Genomic DNA, 19,888 nt, shown 5'->3' with positions numbered 1-19,888 from the left:
CATCTCGCACCTGGTCCTCCCGACGGCGGGTTGCCAGGCGGGCCAGCACCGACCGCCGTGCACATGGCACCGGGGGGCACCGGGCACCGGGCACGATGTGAGGGGATCAGTTGACCGGCGGGCGCGGGGAAGTCCTGCCGGAATGGGCCTGCGGGTGGCGGCACGAGGGTTGCCGCTGTCGTGTGTCAACGACCCCCAGAAGGACCCCCGATGAATGCCCCTGTTGAATCTTCAGAAGCCTTGGCGGACTGCGCCGCCGCTTGTTCGCAAGCGCTGCAAGCGGCACTGGCCTGCGCGAATGCCTGCATCCGTTCCGGTGATCGCTCCCTGGAGTCCTGCACGCTGCTGGCCCTGGATTGCGCCGACATCTGCCAAGCGACCCTGGGCGCGCTGACTCGTGCGTCCGACCATCACGGTGATTTCTGCGCGTTGAGCGCCCATCTGTGCACGGTCTGCGCCGATGAATGCGAGCGTCATCCCCATGCACATTGCAAGCGTTGCGCCCAGGCCTGCCGCGCCTGCGCCGAGGCGTGCGCGGTGCACGCCGGCGAACGTCACTCGCTGCGTCCTGCTCATTGAACGGGCCGCCGGGCACGCCGTGAGGCGTTCCCGGTGGGGCGAACCTACAAACATTAACTAGTCACCCACATTCCACTGTTATTGTTTTTGGATTAATAGCAAATATTTGCTATCCGGAATGAAGTGGGTGGCTCCCTAGAATTTGGCGGAAGCGATCCCTGAATCTGTGAATCGAACCGCCGGCCTCTGATGAACTGAGGCATTTTCTGGATTTTTTGACCAAGGTCAATATCCTGCAGGCCACTTTGGCTGCGGAGGTGGCCAAGCGCTGGCGTCGAATATCTCGTGCCGTCGCCTCAAAGAATATAAAAAACAGAACATCTTGTCTTTCGTATTGAGCGGCTCCGGACCTGTCCGGTCCACGCTGAATCGAAGCGAGCGCCGTGCGGGCCGACCCCGTCTCCAGGGATCTCTCCAGCCGCTTGAGCCCTTGCCGGGGCTCACGCCGACCCCACCGCGATGGAAGAGCCAGATGACCAAGCCCCAACCCCGCCGTTTCGCTCCCGAGGCCGACGGCACGCGATCCGCTGCTTCGGATCCCGTCTACCGCAGCGTCAGGGGCAGCGCCGCACATGAACGCCTGCCGCAGGTTGCAGCGCATGCTGAAGCCGGTGTCGCCGCAGGCACGCCACGATTCTTTGGACTGGAAGCTGCCGCGGGACCGCAGTTTTCCTCGCGCAGTTCGGCGCGGCGGCGGCGAAACGTCTGGGAAGACGATCAAGCCGATGGCGCGCTCGCAGATGCGCCCGAACATGCACCAGAAGGCGAAGGCCGTGCGGACAACGTCATGGACACGTCCGTGGTCGATTCGACGCGGTCATCAGCCTCCGGCGATCCGACCGCGACGACCGACGATATTGCCGCCGCCTTGCAGGAATCGAGCGGCGCCCCCAGCCATGCCCACAACGCGCGCACCACAGGGACGGACGCCTCGGACTCCGGGGACAGCCACGCGCTTCTGCCGTTCTGGCTCAGCGCCGGCCTGGGCGCCACCCTGGTGATGGCACTTGCTGACGACGGCAGCCCCAGCGCCCCGGTCCCCAAGCCGCCGGCTGAGACCTCCGGCGGCGCCTCTGACAATGCGCCTGAAGGATCCGGCGGCGCCGGTGAGAACCGGCCTGAAGCACCAAGACCCGGGGTCGAGGAACCGCTGCCGCCTGGCGTGACGCCCTTGGCCCCGCCGAAGGTGGACGCGATCCGCGACACCGCAGGCACCGACCGGCCTGTGGCTACCGGCAGCGCGGAGCCGGGCGCGGTGCTCGAGGTGACATGGCCTGACGGGAGCCGCACCAGCGCCGTCGCCGACGAAAAGGGCCATTGGACCGTCATCGCGCCCACACCGCAGGGCAGCGGGATGGTGACGGTGGTGGCGCAGGTCGGTGATCTCAGCAGCTCGGCCGAGTTCGGTTATGAGGACATCACTCGGCCCACCCTTGGCATCCTGAGGGTGACCGAGTTCGACGACACCGGCCTCAGTGCGCTGGACAAAATCACCTCGGACAAGCAGTTTCAGTTGACCGTCAGCCGCCATGACGGCCGCTCCGGGCTGAGCTTCGAGTTCTCCAATGACGGCGGCCTTCAATGGACGCCCACGTCCGCTGGCATCAACGGCCTGCCGGATGGGCACTATCTCTTCCGTGCAGTCGCCACCGATGCCGCCGGCAACCAGACCCGCACCGCGCCGGTGGTGATCACCCTGGACGCGACCCCGCCCGCAGCAGGCGCCCTGACGCTGGACGCCGGCGAGGCCGGTGGCAGCCTCAGCGGCACCACCCACCTCACCGACTTCTCGTTGGCGATGGCGGACCGGGAGGCTGGCAGCGCCGTGCGATTCGACGTTTCGCTCGACGACGGAAAGACTTGGCAGGCCACGTCGGCCGATCAGCGCAATCTGGCCGATGGTCGCTATCAATTCCGGGCCGTGGTCAGTGATGCCGCAGGCAACACCACCACCGTCGAGACGCCGGTGCTGATCGTGGATTCGACGGTTCCCGCGCTCGGCGCCTTGCGGGTGCTCGGTGTGGGCGGCAAGCCGTTGAACGCGATCGGATCGGTGGGCAGTACCGGCGACCTGGCGTTGTCGGTCAAGTCGGAAGACGGCGCCACCGTGGCCTATGAGCATTCCACCGACGGGGGCATCACCCGGGACGAAGTGGGACCGAGCGTGAGCGGGCTGCCGGAAGGCGACCATTTGTTTCGCGCCGTCGCCACCGATGCCGCGGGCAATCAGACCGTTTCCGCCTGGACCCCGTTCCGCGTCCAGAAGACACCGCCGCCGATCTACGGGACCTTGGACCTGGTCAATTACTCAGGGACCGGGGACTCGGCGGGGGGCTATCAAGGGGACGACACCAACCTCACCTTCACCTCGCTCAGCACGGCATGGGGCTCCACGCTTCAGTACGAGGTGTCCACCGATGGGGTGAACTGGCGGCCCTGTGACCTGTCAACGAGTGGCGTGCTGGACGGCAGCTACCTGTTTCGCGCCACCGCGACCGACCCCGCTGGCAATGTCGCCCATTCCAACACCATCGCGGTGACGGTCGATACCGCCACCCTGAGCGCTGGCACCCTGACCCTGGAGGACTTCGTCGACACCGGGGCGAGTGCCCTGGACCGGCGCACCAGTGACCGCGCTTTCAAGGTGATCCCTGTCGGTCAGCCCGAGGACTCAACGACCACGGTGCAGATGTCCTTGAACGGCGGCGGCAGTTGGCAGGATCTGGGGCCCACGGCGGACAGCACCTTCCAGGACGGTCGCGTGCAGTTCCGCGCCAAGGTGGTCGATGCGCAGGGCACCATCAGCTACACGCGGACCCTCGAGGTGGTGGTGGACACGCTGCCGCCCAACACCGCCTCGCTGCGTCTCTTGATGAACTTCTACACCGACACCGGCGTCAGCAGCAGCGATCGGGACAGCCAGGATGGCGACTTCTTTTTCACCGTCCCCAGTGCCCCCAGCGGCGGCGGCACGACGGTGGGCTATCAGGTGTCCCTGGACAGCGGCGCCACCTGGCTGCGGACCATCGACACGCACATCGGGCTCTTGGCGGGGGACTATCTCTTCCGGGGTGTCCTGACGGATGTGGCGGGCAATGTGAACTACACGCCCGCGGTGGCCGTGACGGTGGACAGCCTGCCGCCGGCCTCCGGGCAGGTGGCGCTGATCGGCTTTGACGACACCGGCTTCGCGCTGGACCGGGTGACCCAGGACAACAGCTTCCTGCTCGGGATCACGGGTGCGGAAGCCGGCGCACAGGTGCAGCACCAGCGCTCCGTGGATGGCGGCATCACCTGGGACGACACGCCTCTCAGCCAGGACGCTCTGCCCGATGGCGACTATCAGTACCGCGCCGTCGTGACCGATGTCGCCGGCAATGTCAGCCTCACCCGGTCGGTGATGGTTCGGATCGACGCCACCCCGCCGGAGGCCGGCATCGCCTCGTTCGCCGGAGCTTCCAGCGAAGGCCACCTCAGCCAGGGCGATCCGCTGACCTTGCAACTGACCGGTCAAGAGGCTGGCGCGACGGTCAACTGGCAGATGTCGCAGGAGGGGAGCGACGTCTGGCTTCCTGTGACCGCCTCGATGGACGCGTTGCCGCCCGGGACTTATCGCTTCCGTGCGGTGGTCACCGATGCAGCAGGCAATGTGGCATTCAGCAATGAGCTGTCGGCAAACGCTCTGGCGCCGCTTGATTCGCTTGATCAGGTCGATGGCCTCGCGCGGCTGCGCGAGCCCGGCGCGGCCGTCGCGCTGGGTTCTGCGGGCGACAACGACGCAGACATCGACGACGTGTCGTGGCGGATCGGGCCGACGACCTCGTCGATCCACTGGGAGCTGACCTCGACGTTGGCGGTTCCTGCGGTGATCTGACCCCGGCTGCCCCTGGCGTCACCTCAAGGGGCAGCCTGTACGCCGTGCTCGGGCCTCGGCTCTTTGTCCTCTTTCTTCCTTTTTCGTCCCTCTTTCGTCCCATTTTTTGTCTCTTTTTCTTCCTCGTTCTGCCTCTTCTTGTGGCACCGACTTCAGGAGTCCCATCATGACCTTCGCAGATACCCTGCCGCTCGCATCGGCGGTTCCCCCCAGCCGGGCCGGTGACGCCGGCGCCCGACGGACTGGCGCCGTCAACGTGACGCTGCCGGCTTCCACCGAGGGCGCGAGGGCCGACGACGGTGATTCGGTTCGCTTCGTCAGCCAGGCCATCCTCGACGACCAGGGGCGGACCTTCGCCTATGAACTGTGGCCCCAGGGCGCCGAGGCGCCGCGTGCGCCGGGCAGCCCCCGCGATGAAGACATCGCGGCCGCATTGGCCCATGCCCTGCTGGATGCCGGCGTGGCCGGGCTGGCCCCGGAAGCGCCGCTGTTCGTGCCGATGAGCGAGACGCTGCTGATGAGTCCGCTCGCGGACGCGGTGACGCCGTCGGTGGGCGTCATTCAGTTGATGGCGCAGGTCGGCGCCGAGACCTCGGTGCTGATGCGCATCGCCCAACTGCGGTCACGCGGCGTGCGGTTCTGCGTTGCCGGCCTGCGTGACCTGGAGACGTCGCGCTGGCTGTTCGCACCCTATGCCGATTATCTGGAACTGGACCTGACCGCGATCCCGCCGAACCAGCTCGCGGCGTTGGCAGACCGGGCGGCGGAGGAGGGGATGATGGTCATCGGGAAGGGTGTGTTGTCGATGGCCGGCTACCAGCGGCTGCGGGAGCTCGATGTCACGCTGTTCCAGGGTACCTTTGTGGCTGCGCAGACCCGTTGCTCGGTGCCAGCACTGCCGGGTTGCGAGGTGGAGACGCTCACACGGGTGCGGCGTCTGCTGTCCAGCCGGGTGTCGGCGGAGGCGGTGGCGGTGGCGGTCTCTGCCGATCCGGCGTTGGTGTTGCGGCTGCAGGTGCTGCATTGGGGGCTGGGCGCGACCCTGGGCCAGTCGGCCCCGGGCACGCTGGCAGCGCTCCTGTCGAGCATGTCGGAACCGGTGCTGTCGGGGTGGCTCCACATCCTGGGCATGAGCGCCTGCCATGAGGGCGACCGGGACTGGCGGGCCTCGGTGCGCACGCAGGTGGAGCAATACCGACGCGCCTTGCGGCGACGCGCGCCTCATGAGCTCGAGTCGGCGCTGGAGGGCGCCGTCTGGGCCTTCCAGAGTCGCCTTTGCAGCCCGCGTCACTATCGGAAATCCCGGAAGTACCTGGACGAGCGGCTCGCTGCTTGAGCTGATTGATCCGCTTCGGTCGCTGGCGTGCCTTCGGTGGCGCGCTCAGCGCCGGTCACCCTCGCCCGGACGGTCGCGACATCGGCCGCGCCGGTTGACGCCACCGGGCTGACGCCACCGGGCAGCGTCGAGGCGTTGCGTCATGCAGCGGGCAGCTTCGGCGAAGGGGGCCCCGCCAGCGGCAGCGTCACGGTCGTCGTGGCGCCGTCGGGATGTTGGACGAAACTGAACACACCGCCCAAGCGTTGCATGCGCGCTTTCATGTTCTTCAAGCCCTGGCCGGTGGAGACACCGAAGTCAGACCGCACGCCGTGGCCCACATCCAGGTGGGAATCGCCGTTGTCGGAGATGGTGAGCGTCATGACGGTGTCGTCATGGGTGAGCGTGATGCGCAGCAGGGACGCCCGCGCGTACTTGAGCGTGTTGGCCACCGTCTCCTCGACGATGCGCAGCAGCTCCCGGGATCGGTCGTCCAGCAGCACGAACTCGTTGCCGTCCTGGATGTCGTATTCGATCTGGAAGTCCTTGGCGCTCAGCAGGGAGTCCAGGTTGACGCAGTAGTCGAACAGGATGTTCTGGAACTCCCGGTGTTCGGTGGTGTCGGTGCTGGAGATCACCTCCCTCACGCCCTGCAGAACGTCCAGCAGCCGCTGCTCCAGTTGGGCGCGGCTGGCGTTGCCCTCGCGGACGCTGAAGATGGTGGTCACCAGTTGGGAACCGATGCCGTCATGGAGCTCCCGATAGATGCGGTCGCGCTCCTCCTGGGCGGCTTCATTTCGTTCCAGTTCGCTCTGCCGGTCGTAGCTCACCGCCAGCGCCATCTCCCTGCGGCGCACCGTTTCCGCCAGGATGCGGTTGGCCTCGCGGACATGCTTGACGCTCTCCCGGTACTTCAGCAGATGCGCATGGGCCATCACCACCAGCAGCGGCGGGAGCGCCAGGTGGGTGAGATACACCGGGGTTCCCAGCAGGCGGAACAGCGATCCCGGGTAGTCCGGCACCGGCAGGGGCAACTGATGCGTCATCACGTTGTAGTCGTGCATCACCAGCACCCCGGCCAGCAGCAGCATCAGCAACATCACCAGGGCCGGTCGGCTGCGGGTGCGCCAGACATGGCGGGCCAGTTGCACCATCGCCCAGAGCTGGAAGGGGACCAGCAGCCAGATCCAGTAGAGGTCCAGGTCCAGTTCGGCGATTTCGCCGCCCAGGGGTTGCACGGCCACGGCCAGTGACGATGCGAGCAGCATCCCCCACCACAACGGTCGCGGGATCGGCTGGTCCACATAGCGCATCACGAACATCGTGCCCAGCAGGTTGAGCGCGCCGGTACAGAAGTAGAAGAACAGCAGCCAGACGGGACGCCAGTCCGGCGGCATGTACACCCACAGCGACAGGGTGTAGACCACTGCCCACAACAGCGCGACCAGCCCGATCAGCCCGAAGGTGCCGTCAGTGCGGTTGACCAGCCAGACCCCGATCATGAACACGCCGGCCAGGAAGCAGAAGGCTTTCGAGGCGTTGGCGAGTGAATTGCTGAAGAAGTCCACCACTTCGCTGACATAGGCGATGGGCTCCACATTTCCGATGTACACCGGCGAGAGCATGAAGTGAGGCTCCCAGGTGGTGTAGTCGATGATGAGCTCGTTCGGCCCGTCGCGGCGCAGCAGCTTGGCGGGCAGTTCCACCGGCAGGGGGCGGAACCACATGAACCGGGCCGTCGCGGTAGAGCGGGGATAGCCGTCCAGCCAGACGCCGTTGAGGTAGACATCCACGCCATGAATCGCCTGGCTGATGAGCAGGGCCTTGGTCGGCGCGCGGGGGACGGTCTGGCGATCGCCGTCGCGGCGTTCGTCGAAGACATCGGCGTCGGTGATGAACCGGGAGATGTCGAAACGCAGCCGGGCCTTGTGCAGCGCCCTGGGATGGCCGACGTTCTCGAAGTGGGGCAGCGGCAGATGATCTTGCCGCAGGTGCAGGGGCCCGTCGAAGCGCAACGCCTTGGGATCATCGGCAGGCACGGACCGCAGTTCATAGCGGTCGACCTGCAGGATCGGATCCACCTGGCCCAGGCGGTCGCTGGTGGTCCACAGCACCAGCTCGAACAGGCCCAGCGTAGCCAGCACGAGGGCCAGCGCCAGCCACGATCCCCACCGCCGTCGCCAGCGCGGCGGCTCCTTCAAGACCTCCAGGATCCCGGCCACACCCTGGGTGTGACCGGAGCCGTCAGACGTGCTCGCTTCAGCCATGTCTCTCCTGCGCAATCAGCAGCCCGGGCGCTCACACGCTTGTGGGGTTGCCGATCGTCTTGCGGCAGCTCACCCAGCAGGCGCGATTGCGCCGACGAACAGCACGTGGCGCCTGCCACCTCGGGGATGCACAACGTTACCAGCAGATACGGTTCAACCCGCAACCTCCACAGGCTGATGCCGGGCCTGGAATGCTTGTATCAAGGCTAACATCAACAGGTGGCAGCACAAGGAGGGGCGATGACAGGCATGGACGGCGTGCCGCAGGTCGACTGGGAGAGTGACCCGGTGGACGGCGGCAGGATGGACCTGGGGCATGACGCAGCGATGTGGCTGGCCGGGAGCCGCCTGACGCACTTTCATGTCTGCGCCTTCTTCAACAGTCGGGAGGAGGAGGACCAGGTGCTGGGCCCCTTCCATCTGGACGCTGCCCGTCAGGGCGAGCAGCTCCTGCACCTGTTGGCGGCCGATCAGAAGGATGTCCATCGTGCCCATCTGTCGGATGCGGGGCTTGCGACCTCGCACTGCGAGGCCTGCGGTCAGCTTGAATTGCGGGACTGGCGGACCGTTTGCTTCGACGACGAGGGCGATTTCGACAAGCAGCGCCTGCTGGAATCCATCGATCACTGGACCGGCCCCGCGAGGGACGTTGGTTTTCCCCGGGTCCGTCTGATGGCGCGGATGGGTCAGTTGCTGCAGGCCGCGCCGGACAAGGCCGACGTGATGGAATATGAAGCTGAAGTCAACGACATCCTGGCGCGTCATCGGCAACCCGCCGTTTGCGTCTACGACATCGCCACACTGGATGGCGCCACCATGATGGATTTGCTGAGAACACATCCGCTGACGCTGATTGCCGGCGTGCTGCGCGAAAACCCGTTCTACACCCCGCCGGCAGAAATGTTGCGCGAACTGGCGGCCCGGCGCGGCAGCCGGGGCGGTCGCCATGCCGGCCATCGGGAAACCAGGACGGGTGCGCTGCGAGCGCTGCGCTGAGGCATGGGACATTCCAATTTTCAATCCGGCGCCGCTGACGAGGCGTTGCGCGATCTGATGGGGCTGCTGGCGCTGCCGGCGCTGTGGGTCGGCCGGGATGCGGCGACCGTGCTGCAACTGACGACCGAGGCGGTGAACCGGATCGTCGGCACCGCCGTCTGCCTGGTGTGGGCCCCGCTGACGGCCGACGCCGCACCGGTCATCCAGATGCAGGTCGGCGGGGTGAAGGTGGCCCACGAACCGTACTGGGCTGATTTCATCCACGCCTGCCGCCAGATGCCGGAAGGGCCGGAAGACCCGCTGCCGCAGGAGTCGCCGCTGGGGCCGCTGCGGGTGGTGCGTCTGCACCTGGGGCCGGCGGGCCGCGCCGGCAGCCTGTGGTTCGGCTCCTCGCGACCGGACTTTCCGTCGGCCCACCAAAGCGCCTTCATGCGCGCCGCCGCCACCTTGGCCGCCACCGGTCTGCATGCGGCGCGGTTGGACCAGGAACGCGAGCGCGCCGCCAGCGCCAAGGACGAGTTCCTCGCCATGCTGGGCCATGAACTGCGCAATCCGCTGGCACCCATCTCCACCGCGCTGCATCTGATCAAGATGCGCGGCGACGGCCTGGGCCGGGAACATCAGATCATCGAACGCCAGGTCGGCCATCTGTCCAAGCTGGTCGATGACCTGCTGGACATCACCCGGATCACCCGCGGCAAGGTCGAACTGACCCGCGAAGCCATCGACATCCGGCTCCTGCTGACCGATGCGATCGAAGGCGTCAGCCCCTTGCTGGAAGAGCGCAACCATCTGCTGCGGGTGGAGTGCGAGGTCGATCCGGCCTTGCGCCTGATGGGCGACCGCGGCCGGTTGCGGCAGGTGCTGGTCAATCTGCTGAGCAATGCGGCCAAGTACACCCCGACGCAGGGCGAGATCCAGATTTCTGCCCGAGAGGTGGACAGCCGACTCCGGATCGATGTGGAGGACAACGGCGCCGGCATTGACAGCCACCTGCTGCCGCGCATCTTCGAGCTGTTCGAACAGGGCAGCACCACCCTGGATCGCTCCAACGGCGGGCTGGGCATTGGCCTGGCCATCGTGCGGCGGCTGGTGGAGATGCATGGCGGCGCGGTGGAGGTGCACAGTGCCGGGCCGGGGTTGGGCGCGCGGTTCCGGGTCGATCTGCCCGTCGAGCGGCACCTGCCCGCGCCGACCACCGGCGCGGCCGATGCGCAGGCCCCGGTGGCGCGCCCCGCGCAGGGGCGGGTGCTGGTGGTGGACGACAACCGGGATGCGGCAGAGACGCTTGGCATGGCCCTGCGCTACTGCGGCTTCGAGGTGGTGACCACCACCTTGCCGCAGGAGGCGCTGGACCGGGTGCGCACCGAGCGTTTCGACGCCGCGGTGCTGGACATCGGCATGCCGGTGATCGACGGCTATGAGCTGGCCGACCAGATGCGCCGGGAGCTCGGCGACGCCGCACCGCGACTGATCGCCCTGACCGGCTACGGCCAGTCGTCCGACCGAGAGAAGGCGCTCGCCAGCGGTTTCGACGAGCACCTGGTCAAGCCGATCGACCTGGACCTCCTGCTGCGCACACTTGAACGGCTGGTGCCGTCGGCGTCACCCTAGAATCGCGCCGTCTTCCCTCTGCGCTCTGCCGCGTCAATGTCCACGTCCGGCCTTCCACTTCCGCCCACCGCCGCATCCCCGGCGCCACTGCCGACCCATGTGGCCGTGGTCGACGACGAGCCGGACATCACCCTGCTGCTGGCCGGTTACCTCACCACGCACGGCTTTCGTGTCACGCAATTGCACAGCGGCGCTGCCCTGATGTCGCTGATGGCGGACGATCCGCCCCAACTGGTGCTGCTGGATCTGGGATTGCCCGGTGAGGATGGTTTCGCCATCGCCCGGCAACTGCGGCAGTACTGGAAGTGCGGCCTGGTGATCGTCACCGGCCGCGGCGATTCGGTCGACAAGGTGGTGGGGCTGGAGATCGGCGCCGATGACTACATCACCAAACCCTTTGACCTGCGCGAGCTGGCCGCCCGGGTGAAGGCGGTGCTGCGACGCCTGACGCCGGATCCCACCGCCGCCGCGCTGCCGCCATCCGCCGTCGCGTCGGTGGTGGCGGCGCCGCAGGACGTGGGCGACCCCCGCGAGCAACTGCTGTTCGAGGGCTGGTCGGTGGATGTCGCCGCCCGGCGGCTCAGCGATCCGGACGGCGCCGAAGTCCCGCTCACCACCGGCGAGTTCGATCTGCTGCATGCGTTCCTGCTGCATCCCGGCCGGGTGCTGTCCCGCGATTTCCTGTTGGAGCACACCCGGGGCCGGGAATCCTCGCCCTTTGATCGCACCATCGATGTCCAGGTCGGGCGGCTGCGCCGCAAGCTGGGCGCCGATTCGGGTGAGGGCCTCTGGATCAAGTCGGTGCGTGGCGCCGGCTATCTTTTCGTGCCGCGGGTGACCGCGAAGCGAAGCTCCGATTGAGCGCCGGGCGATGAGCGGTCCGTTGGTCACTCCGGAATGGCCTCCTGGCATCGAGGAGGCCAGCGTGTTTCGCGCCCTCTTCGTGGCCTCACCGGATGGTTTGCTGCTGGTTGACAGCGAGGGGCACATCTTGCTGGCCAATCCGGCGGCCTCCGCGCTGCTGGGCTATCCCATCGAAGAACTGCTCGGTCTGGGCGTCGAGACCCTGGTGCCCGACAGCATCCGACCACGGCATGCCGCATTTCGCGCCGACTATGGCCAGGCGCCTCGCGCGCGGCCCATGGGCACACAAATGGACCTGGTGGCCAAGCGGCGCGACGGCTCCGAGGTCATGGTGGAGATCGCCCTCAGTCCTTTGCAGGGACAGGGCCTGCCGTATGTGATGGCGGCCTTGCGTGGCGTCAGCGAATATCCGCGGGTGCGCCAGGCCTTGCAGCGCGCCCGCTACAGCGAACACCTGGCCGCGTTGGGCAAGCTGGTGGTCGATTCCGGCGATCCGCAGGACGTGCTGCGCCAGGTGCCGGCGATCGTCGCCCAAGCGGTGGAAGTGGATCAGGCGGTGGTCTATCTGCTGGCGCCGGGCAAGGCGACCGTCACTGTGGCGGGCGGCTTCGGGGTGGTGGCCACCGAGTCCATCGGCACCACCTTGCCCAATCTGCCGGACACGCCGGCCGGCTTTGTGCTGGCCCAGTCGGGCCCGGTGATCGTCACCGATTACCGGGAGGAGCGGCGTTTCGACGTGCCGCCGTCCTATCTTGCGTCGGGTCTGCGCTCGGCGCTGTCGGTGCCGCTGTCCGACCGCGGGCAGGTCGTGGGTGCGCTGGCGGCGCGCTCCAGCACGCCTCAGCGATTCGGGGATCCGGAGCTGCGTTTTCTGGAATCGGTGGCCAATCTGCTGGGCACCTGTCTGCAACGAGCGCAGACTGAAGAGGCACTGCGGCATTCGCAGCAACTGGAAGCGGTCGGCCAACTCACCGGCGGCATTGCCCACGATTTCAACAACCTGCTCACCGTCATCCAAGGCAACCTGCAGGTCATGGCGGACTTGCCGGCGGTGGCGGGCGACGCGGTGGCACCGTCCATGGTCGCCGCGGCCACGCGGGCGTCTCGACGAGGCGCCGAGCTCACCAGCAAGCTGCTGGCCTTCTCCCGACGCCAGGTTCTGCAGCCCAGCAGCATCGATGTCTGTGAACTGCTGCATTCGCTGGCCGACATGCTGCGCCGGACCCTGGACCAGCGGATTCGGATCCGGGTGGAGGTCGCCGACGGCTGTCCGGATGTGATGGCGGATGCGAGCCAGTTGGAGTCCGCGCTGCTGAACATCGCCATCAATGCGCGCGACGCGATGCCGGGCGGGGGGGATCTGGTTTTCGCCGCCCAGGCGCTGGGCGCGTTGAAGGACCTGCCGCCGGACTTGCGCGAGTCGCTTCTTGCGGGGGACCGGTCCGCCGCGTCCGGCGACGTTCACTATGTCCGGCTGACCGTGCGCGACACCGGCACCGGCATGCCGGATGAGGTGAAGGAACGTGCGTTCGAGCCGTTCTTCACCACCAAGCAGGCCGGTCGCGGGACCGGGTTGGGGCTCAGCACGGTGTATGGCTTTGCGCGTCAGTCGCGCGGGCAACTGTTGATCGACAGCGTGGTGGGCCAAGGGACAACGATCAGCCTGGTGCTGCCGCAGCCGCCGGTCGAGATGAAGTCCGTGAGCGAGGTCCCCTCTGCCAACGGCGCGCTGGCACCCGGATTGCGGGTGATGTTGGTGGAAGACGATGCGGCGGTGCGTGCGGTGGCCCGTCGCTTCCTGACCGACCTGGGCTGCGTGGTCACCGCCTGCGCCAGCGCGGAAGAAGCATTGCGCCGTCTGGATGAAATGACGACGGCTGCGGCGGCGATGGAGGCGGCGGCAGGGACGCAGCCAACCGGTGCTTCAGCCGTTCCGGACTGCCTGATCAGCGATGTGGCGCTCGGCGCCGGCATGCGCGGGACGGAGCTGGCCGAGCGGATTCAGCTCGAGCGGCCGCAGATGCGCATCCTGTTGATGTCCGGCTACTCGTCGGAATTGCAGGAAGGTGAGGCGCCCGCGTTGCCGTGGGACTTCTTGCCGAAGCCCTATACCCGCGACCAGTTGAGCGACGCGTTGGCACGCGTGATGTCGGCTGCTTAGCCTGCAGCTCATTTCATCCGCAGATGTGACGAGGCATCGCGATGCGTTGCCGCATGCGATGCCTCTGGAGGGAGTCGGAGTGGAAGGCAGGTGCTCCCGAACGCCGTCGCCGACGGGCCATGGCGGCCTTGGCGTGGCGCCCGGGATGTCTCCCGCGCTCACTGCAGGTGGGTGGACTTGCCGGCGGTGCCGCTGATCACATAGTTTTCCAGCCGGGCCAGATCCGGAATCGTGATTTGGCGACGGCCACGCTCGCCGAAGCGGATCAGCTGTTCACGGGCCAGGCGGGACAGGCAGCGGCTGACCGTTTCCAGCGTCATGCCCAGGTAGTTGCCGAGGTCGGCACGGGTCATGCGCAGCGTCAGTTCATCCGCCCGCAGGCCGCGTTGGGCCATGCTGCGGGCCCAGGCGCACAGGAATTCCGCCACTCGCGCTTGAGAGGCCAGGGTGCAGACCGACATCAGGGATTCGCGTTCGCGACTGATTTCGGTGCTCATCGCGCTGTGGACCACCGACATCAGCGGGGTATGGCGCGAGCAGCCTTCGGCCAGGGCGTCGTAGGGAATGATGGAGACGTTGCCGGTGTCCATGGCCACGGCGTCGCAGGCGTGGCGACCGTTGGCGATGCCGCTGAAGCCCAGCCAATCACCGCGGAACTTCAGGCTGACGATCTGTTCCCGACCGTCCAGGCTGCGGCTGACCAGCTTGAAGGCGCCGGCGTTGATCAGGAAGACCGTGTCGAATGGCTGTCCGGCGCGGTAGAGCACATCGCCTGCACGCACCACCTTGGCTGTCGGCTTGACCAGATCGCGGATGACCTGCATGGCCTCCAGCATGCGCTGATGGGCCTGGCGTGCTTGCAGATGGAGGTAGGGCGCATGGCTGTCCGAGTGGTCCGCCGACATCTCCGAGTCAAAGTGGTCGATGGACAAGTCATGCACGGTGTGGCGCGAGGGCAGGATCGGCGGCTTGACGGATGCGGAGGTGGGGAGGAAGTTGGCAGCGGAGGACATGATCGTTTCGTTGGTTGATGTGATGGGACTCATGCTAGGAACCCGCCGCAACCAGCAAGGCAATCGACAACATCGCTCCGTAACACTGGGTGAATGTTTGGTAACACGCAACCTGTTTGAGTCATGGATGCAGACGAATGACGGGTCGAACCTACCTATTTGGGCTGACCAATTGACATCGATCAACGATTGCTGGAGCGCCTGAACTACGCTTCCGGCCGATGCTCCCTTTGGGTGAACCCCGGAGGTGCCGTCCTCCGGTCCTGTGCCGCACGCTGCGGTGGTCCGGTTTTGCTCAGCTGCCGTCACTTCATGCCCGCTCCGTCCTCCCATTCCGCTCGCGCTCGATCAACGGCACCCCAGCCGCTGCAGGGGTGCCGGCTGGGCCTGGTGTGTGGCTCCGGGGAAAGCGACTGCGCCCAGCTGTTCCTGGATGTGGCCCAGGCGATGGGGGCGGAGGTGGCCTTGCTGCGGACCACGGACGTCGTTATGACCAGCGACGCACAGACCGACAAGCTCGGACATCTGCTCGCCCAGCTGTATGACGCGATCGAATGCCAGGACCTGCCGGCCTTGGTGGTCCGGCGGCTGGCGCAGGCGGCCAGCATTCCGGTGTTCGACAACCTGGCCGGCGCGCAGGGCGCGATCCCGAGCGGTCGCGAGACGGATGTGGACGGGGAGGGCGCCGTGGCCTCACCACGCGAGTCAGCACTCGATGAGGTCGACAACGTCGCCCGACGCAGCGAGCGGCTGCGGTTGGCGCTGCTGAGAGCGCTCGCGCGGTCTGACACCGCCTGAGGTTCGCTTCTGTGAGGACGACCGGGGGCGGCGGGTGGCTTCACAGCCTCCGGTTCCCTGCATCCATGTCAGGCGCTGGCGCCAAGGAAAGGGGCGGGCACGGCGGCTGTGCCCTTCAGGCACCCGCGCGCGCGCCTCGATCAACCGATCAGGCTTTGGGTAGCGTCCGATAGGACTGGCCGACCTCGGTCAGCACACCCGAGCCTGCCAGCAGGCTGGTGAAGTGCGGGTCGGGAGACCAGCGTCCGGTGAACCAGGCGTAGCGCGCCACATCGGTGCGCTTCTCGCAGATGTCCACCATCTGCGCCATCTGCGCCTTCTGCTTGGCGACGGTGTCGATCTGGGCTCCATCGTTCTGCGGATGCCAGTTCGCCATCTCGGTGACCCAGAACGGCTTGCCATACTTGGTCAGTCGATTGAGCTGGCCGTCCAGACCGTAGTCATACCAGTGGAAGGCCAGCGCGTCGATCTGCGGATCCCGGCCCCCGTTGGCGGCGCGGTAGGCCGCGTAGAACGCATCCATCCAGACGACCGGATCGCTGTAGCCGGACATCGTGCCCCAGGTGATGGCCGGTCCGACGATCGCCACACCCGTCGCTGCAGCCACCTCCTCGTAGCGAGGCCACTGAGCGGCGGCCTGGGCAGGGGTCTGGTTGGATTGATCGGTCAGATTGGGCTCGTTGAGTACCAGCAAATACTTCACCGACGGGCGCGCCTTCAAGGCGGCGATCACTTTGGCCGTGTCGAAATCGAAGTTCCACAGCATCGGCACGTGCTCCATCGAGCCGGCGATGCTGGGCGCAGCCTGCACTGCGGCACTCGGCTGGAGCGCCCAGTTGTACCACCAGCCCACCGGACCATTGAGCGCGGTGAAGTCGGCTGCATCCTTCAGGTCGTAGGCGATGCCGCGTTTGCCCACGGGCGGCGGGGCCGGGGTCGGAGATGGTGCAGGACTGGGCGACGGCGACGGGCTAGGGGAGGGCGACGGACTCGGCGACGGCGACGGCGACGGCGACGGCGAGGGCCCCGCCGATGGCGCCGCCGGCACCGTTTCGTTGCTGCTGCCTCCGCCGCCGCACGCGCTGAGGGTGGTGACCACCGCGCCGGCACCGGCAGCGGCCAGCAGGCGTCGACGCTGGGTGTTCACCGGGCTGGAGACACTCGCGTCCGATGCGGACTCGGCCAGCCCAGGTGGCTTCGGTGCAATCAGGGGCGCTTTCGGTTGCCGTTCGCTCATCGATGTCTCTCAGCGATAAAAGGAAGGTGACGATCGACGGGCGGTCGTCCTTCCGAAGGAGTCGTGCGGTGGGCGGCACCTGCGGGCGATGGATTCCAGATGGGTGACCGCGGACTGGAATCGGCGCCACGGCGGAGGCCGCCTCCGTGGATGGCCTTGTCCCTCAAATCAGGGTCAGGCATTGCGGGGCAGAGTATGGCGTGGTCGACCGATCCCGGCATAGCGCTGAAACACATTGTTTAGATTGATGACACAGCCGTTAAGGATGTCCCGGTGCTCACCGCGCAGTGTCGAAGGCGGTATCCGGCGCTATCCCTTTACAGTGGCGCACCCGGCCGCCCGCTGCGTGCGCCGGTGACCGCCCTCTGCTGGAGTTTCTGACTGCCCATGTCCGCCAACGCCCCTTCGACGATGCCGATGCCCCCCAGTTCCCCGAATGCCCAAGCGGATGCCGTGGCACCGAACGCACACCGTGCCGCGCCGCGCGAGGTGACGCGTGACGCTGGTCGCGCTCAGCCCGCGGCTGCAGATGAACCCCGTGGTGCCGGTGGGCCCGGTCACTCCGAGGCGCATCGGTCGGGAACTCCGGCACGTTGGCGTGCCGCAGCCTGGGCGCTGCGTGCGCAGTTCTTCGCATCCGGGGCGCTGTTTGCGACCTGGGGCGTGCACGTCCCCACGGTCAAGGCGCATTACGGGTTGGGCGAACAGGCGCTGGCGCTGGCGATGCTCGCTGGCGGCGTGGGCGCCTTGCTGTCACTCGCCCAGGCCGGACGGGTGGTGGCGCGTTTTGGTCCCAGGGCGCTGGCGGCGCTGGTGGGCTCCTTGTGCGCGGTCTGTGTGGCCAGTCTGCTGCTGCCGCAGGCGTACTGGGGCCTGCTGGGCTTGATGCTGATGTTTGGCGCCACCGCCAGCTTGTTCGACGTGGCCATCAATGCCGAGGCCAGCGAGATCGAGCGACTCAGCCAACGGCCGCTGATGAGCGGTTTCCACGCGATGTTCAGCCTGGGCGGCATGGTGGGCGCCTCCGCCGGCAGTCTGCTGCCGATGCTCGGGCTGCAGGCTCAGACCCATCTGCTGCTCGCCGGCGGCATCGGCATCGGGCTGATCGTGCTGGCCAGCGGCGCCATGTTGCCCATGACGACCGGCCCGGTCGAGAAGCAACCGCTGAGCCTGCCACGGGGCCCGCTCGCCTTGATCGGCACCCTGGCGGCGCTGGGCCTGATCGCGGAAGGCGCGATGTACGACTGGAGTGTGCTGTTCATGAAACAGGAGCGTGCCAGCTCCGCCAGTGTCTCGGCACTGGGTTACGCCAGTTTCAGCCTGGCGATGGCCGTGGGACGCTTCGGGGGCGACTGGGTCCGTGCCCGTGTGGCGCCGATTCCGCTGATGGTCATGAGCGGCCTGCTGGCGGCGCTGGGCATGGCCTTGGCCCTGCTGGTGCCGGTGGCCACCGTCGGCTTGGCGGGCTTCGCACTCGTCGGTCTGGGGCTGTCGAATGTGGTGCCGGTGCTGTTCAGCGCCGCCGCGACGGTGCCGGGTGTGAGCGCCGCCCACGGCATCGCTGCGGTGTCGGCGGTGGGCTACCTCGGCATGATGGCCGGGCCGCCGTTGATCGGCTTGATCGCCGAGCACAGTTCCCTCACCGTGGGTCTGGGCTGCGTGGTGGTGTTTGCCGTTTTCATGGCGCTGGCGGCGCGGCGGGCCCTGCATTGGACCAGCGCCCGCCCGGCCAATTGAAAAAGTGCCGCTGGGCGCTGCTTGTAGGTCAAACACCTACACGACTTTGAGGCAAAGCCAGCGCTGCGAAAGGGCGATTAGCGACGTGCCAAGCCCGAGACCGGTCCCTAGAGTACGTACCTGACAGCGGAACTCGAGCTTCGCTGTTCATGCTTCTCTCTCGCATGGTCCGCCTTTCTCCCTCTGCGGGCGGACACACTTTCAGCCCTGGTCGCAAGACCAGGGCTATTTTCTTTGGCGATCCTGTTTTGGCAACTCGGGTCGGGACGACGCCGTGCCTCAGCAGGGTGCCAACCACTCCCGCAGTTCGGTGGCTAGCACCGTATGGCCTTCTTGCTGGGCGCGTTGAGCCAGCGCCTCGGCGTTGGCATCAGTGACGCGCTCACGACCGACGCCCTTGACCAGTTGCTGATAGATCGCGTCGAGGTCGTCATCAGCGGTCAGGTTCGGGGCGTCGATGGGCTGCTGGACAGCGGCCGAGTGGGCTGGCGAGCGGTTGGACGCGGTGTTGGACGGGCGAGCAGTCATGGTGGATTTCCATCGGAGGTTCTGGATGAGCATCAGGCCGGCAAGGCTCATTCCCGATGCCCCTGCGATGCCCCTGCGATGGCCGCAGGGGCTGCTATGCGGCTATGGCGCCCATGGCAGGGTGGCCGTATCGGGCGACCTCATCCTCGACGGGCCGTCCGACCGTTTCAGACACGGATCGGTCGAATCGCCATGGGATGTGCAAATGCGTGCAGCGTCAGCGGCCGAACCCAAGACGACGCAGGGTGACGAATGAGGCTCTTTCCGCCTCCGCCACGATCCACACGATCGGCTCCCTTTTTCATGGACTTCCCCTGCACGTCCTGCGGCCGCTGCTGCCGCCAACTTCCTGCCGCCTCGGTGCTGAACCTGGGCGACGGCGTTTGTCGCCACCTGGACCCCGCCTCCCAACGATGCACGGTGTATGTGCAGCGGCCGCTGGTGTGTCGTGTGGATGACCTCTATCGCCAGCGGCTGGCGGGGTCGATCTCAAAACGGGTCTATTACCTGCTGCAGGCGCATGCCTGTGCGGAGATGGATGCCAGAAACCTGGCGATGCCCGCAGAGGTGGCCCTGCAATTGACCTTGGAGATGCGCTCGGGCGGCTCCGGCGTCGGCGCGGGCACGGCGGTCGACATGGAGGCGGGGCTGACTGAAGCCGTGGGCGGGCATCCCGCCGCGCATCGCGTCGGGGTACCTGTGCGGCTGGATCCGGATGAAGCCGCCGAGGCGATGAACAAGCTGATGGCCGTCGCGGCCACCCTGTTGGAGGAGCCCGCCGGGCCCCAGGCGGCGTTGCCGTCGGCGTCCATGGGCGTTTAACGGGAGGGCACCTTGACCCACGCCCATGGACCTGGGTTTGGTCCCTCGTCCTGACCCACCCCGCGCCCGGACGAACAGCGCCA

General features: G+C 67.1%; 14 protein-coding genes. 10 read left to right on the top strand and 4 right to left on the bottom strand.

Annotation, left to right across the window (positions count from 1 at the left end):
* Positions 1-210 precede the first annotated feature (210 nt).
* The 3 genes from N4261_RS14345 (at position 211) to N4261_RS14335 (ending at position 5,789) form a co-directional block, all read left to right on the top strand.
* Positions 211-579, top strand: a complete 369-nt coding sequence (locus tag N4261_RS14345; protein ID WP_261755984.1) for a four-helix bundle copper-binding protein — start codon at positions 211-213, stop codon at positions 577-579.
* Between the two features lie 787 nt (positions 580-1,366).
* Positions 1,367-4,453, top strand: a complete 3,087-nt coding sequence (locus N4261_RS14340) for an Ig-like domain-containing protein (protein ID WP_261755983.1) — start codon at positions 1,367-1,369, stop codon at positions 4,451-4,453.
* Positions 4,454-4,619: 166 nt separating this feature from the next.
* Entirely contained in the window at positions 4,620-5,789 is a 1,170-nt protein-coding gene (locus tag N4261_RS14335) for a YuxH family protein (protein WP_261755982.1), read from the top strand.
* A 140-nt stretch (positions 5,790-5,929) separates the two neighbouring features.
* Here the strand turns inward: N4261_RS14335 and N4261_RS14330 are convergent, their stop codons facing one another.
* Positions 5,930-8,035 carry a sensor histidine kinase gene (locus tag N4261_RS14330; protein WP_261755981.1) on the bottom strand — a complete coding sequence of 702 codons (2,106 nt, stop codon included), beginning with the start codon at positions 8,033-8,035 and terminating at the stop codon, positions 5,930-5,932.
* Between the two features lie 240 nt (positions 8,036-8,275).
* On the opposite strand from N4261_RS14330, the gene N4261_RS14325 reads away from it, so the two are divergent.
* The 4 genes from N4261_RS14325 to N4261_RS14305 all read left to right on the top strand — a co-directional run bounded on the left by N4261_RS14325 (position 8,276) and on the right by N4261_RS14305 (position 13,670).
* Complete coding sequence (locus N4261_RS14325) at positions 8,276-9,031, top strand: MEDS domain-containing protein (protein ID WP_261755980.1); 756 nt, start codon at positions 8,276-8,278, stop codon at positions 9,029-9,031.
* Positions 9,032-9,034: 3 nt separating this feature from the next.
* Positions 9,035-10,645 carry a hybrid sensor histidine kinase/response regulator gene (locus N4261_RS14320; protein WP_261755979.1) on the top strand — a complete coding sequence of 537 codons (1,611 nt, stop codon included), beginning with the start codon at positions 9,035-9,037 and terminating at the stop codon, positions 10,643-10,645.
* Positions 10,646-10,681: 36 nt separating this feature from the next.
* Positions 10,682-11,506 carry a response regulator gene (locus N4261_RS14315; protein ID WP_261755978.1) on the top strand — a complete coding sequence of 275 codons (825 nt, stop codon included), beginning with the start codon at positions 10,682-10,684 and terminating at the stop codon, positions 11,504-11,506.
* Positions 11,507-11,570: 64 nt separating this feature from the next.
* Positions 11,571-13,670, top strand: coding sequence for a PAS domain S-box protein (locus tag N4261_RS14305; RefSeq protein ID WP_290428821.1), 2,100 nt, complete (start codon positions 11,571-11,573; stop codon positions 13,668-13,670).
* Positions 13,671-13,828: 158 nt separating this feature from the next.
* Here the strand turns inward: N4261_RS14305 and N4261_RS14300 are convergent, their stop codons facing one another.
* Positions 13,829-14,683, bottom strand: a complete 855-nt coding sequence (locus N4261_RS14300) for a Crp/Fnr family transcriptional regulator (protein ID WP_261755977.1) — start codon at positions 14,681-14,683, stop codon at positions 13,829-13,831.
* Between the two features lie 312 nt (positions 14,684-14,995).
* On the opposite strand from N4261_RS14300, the gene N4261_RS14295 reads away from it, so the two are divergent.
* Positions 14,996-15,481, top strand: coding sequence for a Rossmann-fold NAD(P)-binding domain-containing protein (locus N4261_RS14295; protein ID WP_261755976.1), 486 nt, complete (start codon positions 14,996-14,998; stop codon positions 15,479-15,481).
* A 148-nt stretch (positions 15,482-15,629) separates the two neighbouring features.
* On the opposite strand, the gene N4261_RS14290 is transcribed toward N4261_RS14295, so the two are convergent.
* Entirely contained in the window at positions 15,630-16,718 is a 1,089-nt protein-coding gene (locus N4261_RS14290) for a glycosyl hydrolase (protein ID WP_261755975.1), read from the bottom strand.
* 387 nt (positions 16,719-17,105) lie between these two features.
* On the opposite strand from N4261_RS14290, the gene N4261_RS14285 reads away from it, so the two are divergent.
* Positions 17,106-18,455 (top strand): MFS transporter, encoded by a 1,350-nt coding sequence (locus tag N4261_RS14285; RefSeq protein WP_261755974.1) that lies wholly within the window; start codon positions 17,106-17,108, stop codon positions 18,453-18,455.
* A 279-nt stretch (positions 18,456-18,734) separates the two neighbouring features.
* Here the strand turns inward: N4261_RS14285 and N4261_RS14280 are convergent, their stop codons facing one another.
* Positions 18,735-18,983 (bottom strand): hypothetical protein, encoded by a 249-nt coding sequence (locus tag N4261_RS14280; protein WP_261755973.1) that lies wholly within the window; start codon positions 18,981-18,983, stop codon positions 18,735-18,737.
* 303 nt (positions 18,984-19,286) lie between these two features.
* Between N4261_RS14280 and N4261_RS14275 the strand changes: the two genes are divergently transcribed.
* Positions 19,287-19,805 carry a YkgJ family cysteine cluster protein gene (locus N4261_RS14275; RefSeq protein WP_261755972.1) on the top strand — a complete coding sequence of 173 codons (519 nt, stop codon included), beginning with the start codon at positions 19,287-19,289 and terminating at the stop codon, positions 19,803-19,805.
* The last annotated feature ends 83 nt before the right edge of the window (positions 19,806-19,888 follow it).

The sequence above is a fragment of the Roseateles amylovorans genome, from assembly GCF_025398155.2.
Taxonomy (GTDB): Bacteria; Pseudomonadota; Gammaproteobacteria; order Burkholderiales; family Burkholderiaceae_C; genus Roseateles; species Roseateles amylovorans.
Note: the sequence above shows the minus strand (reverse complement) of the source record. Positions and strands in the feature narration are given on the sequence as shown.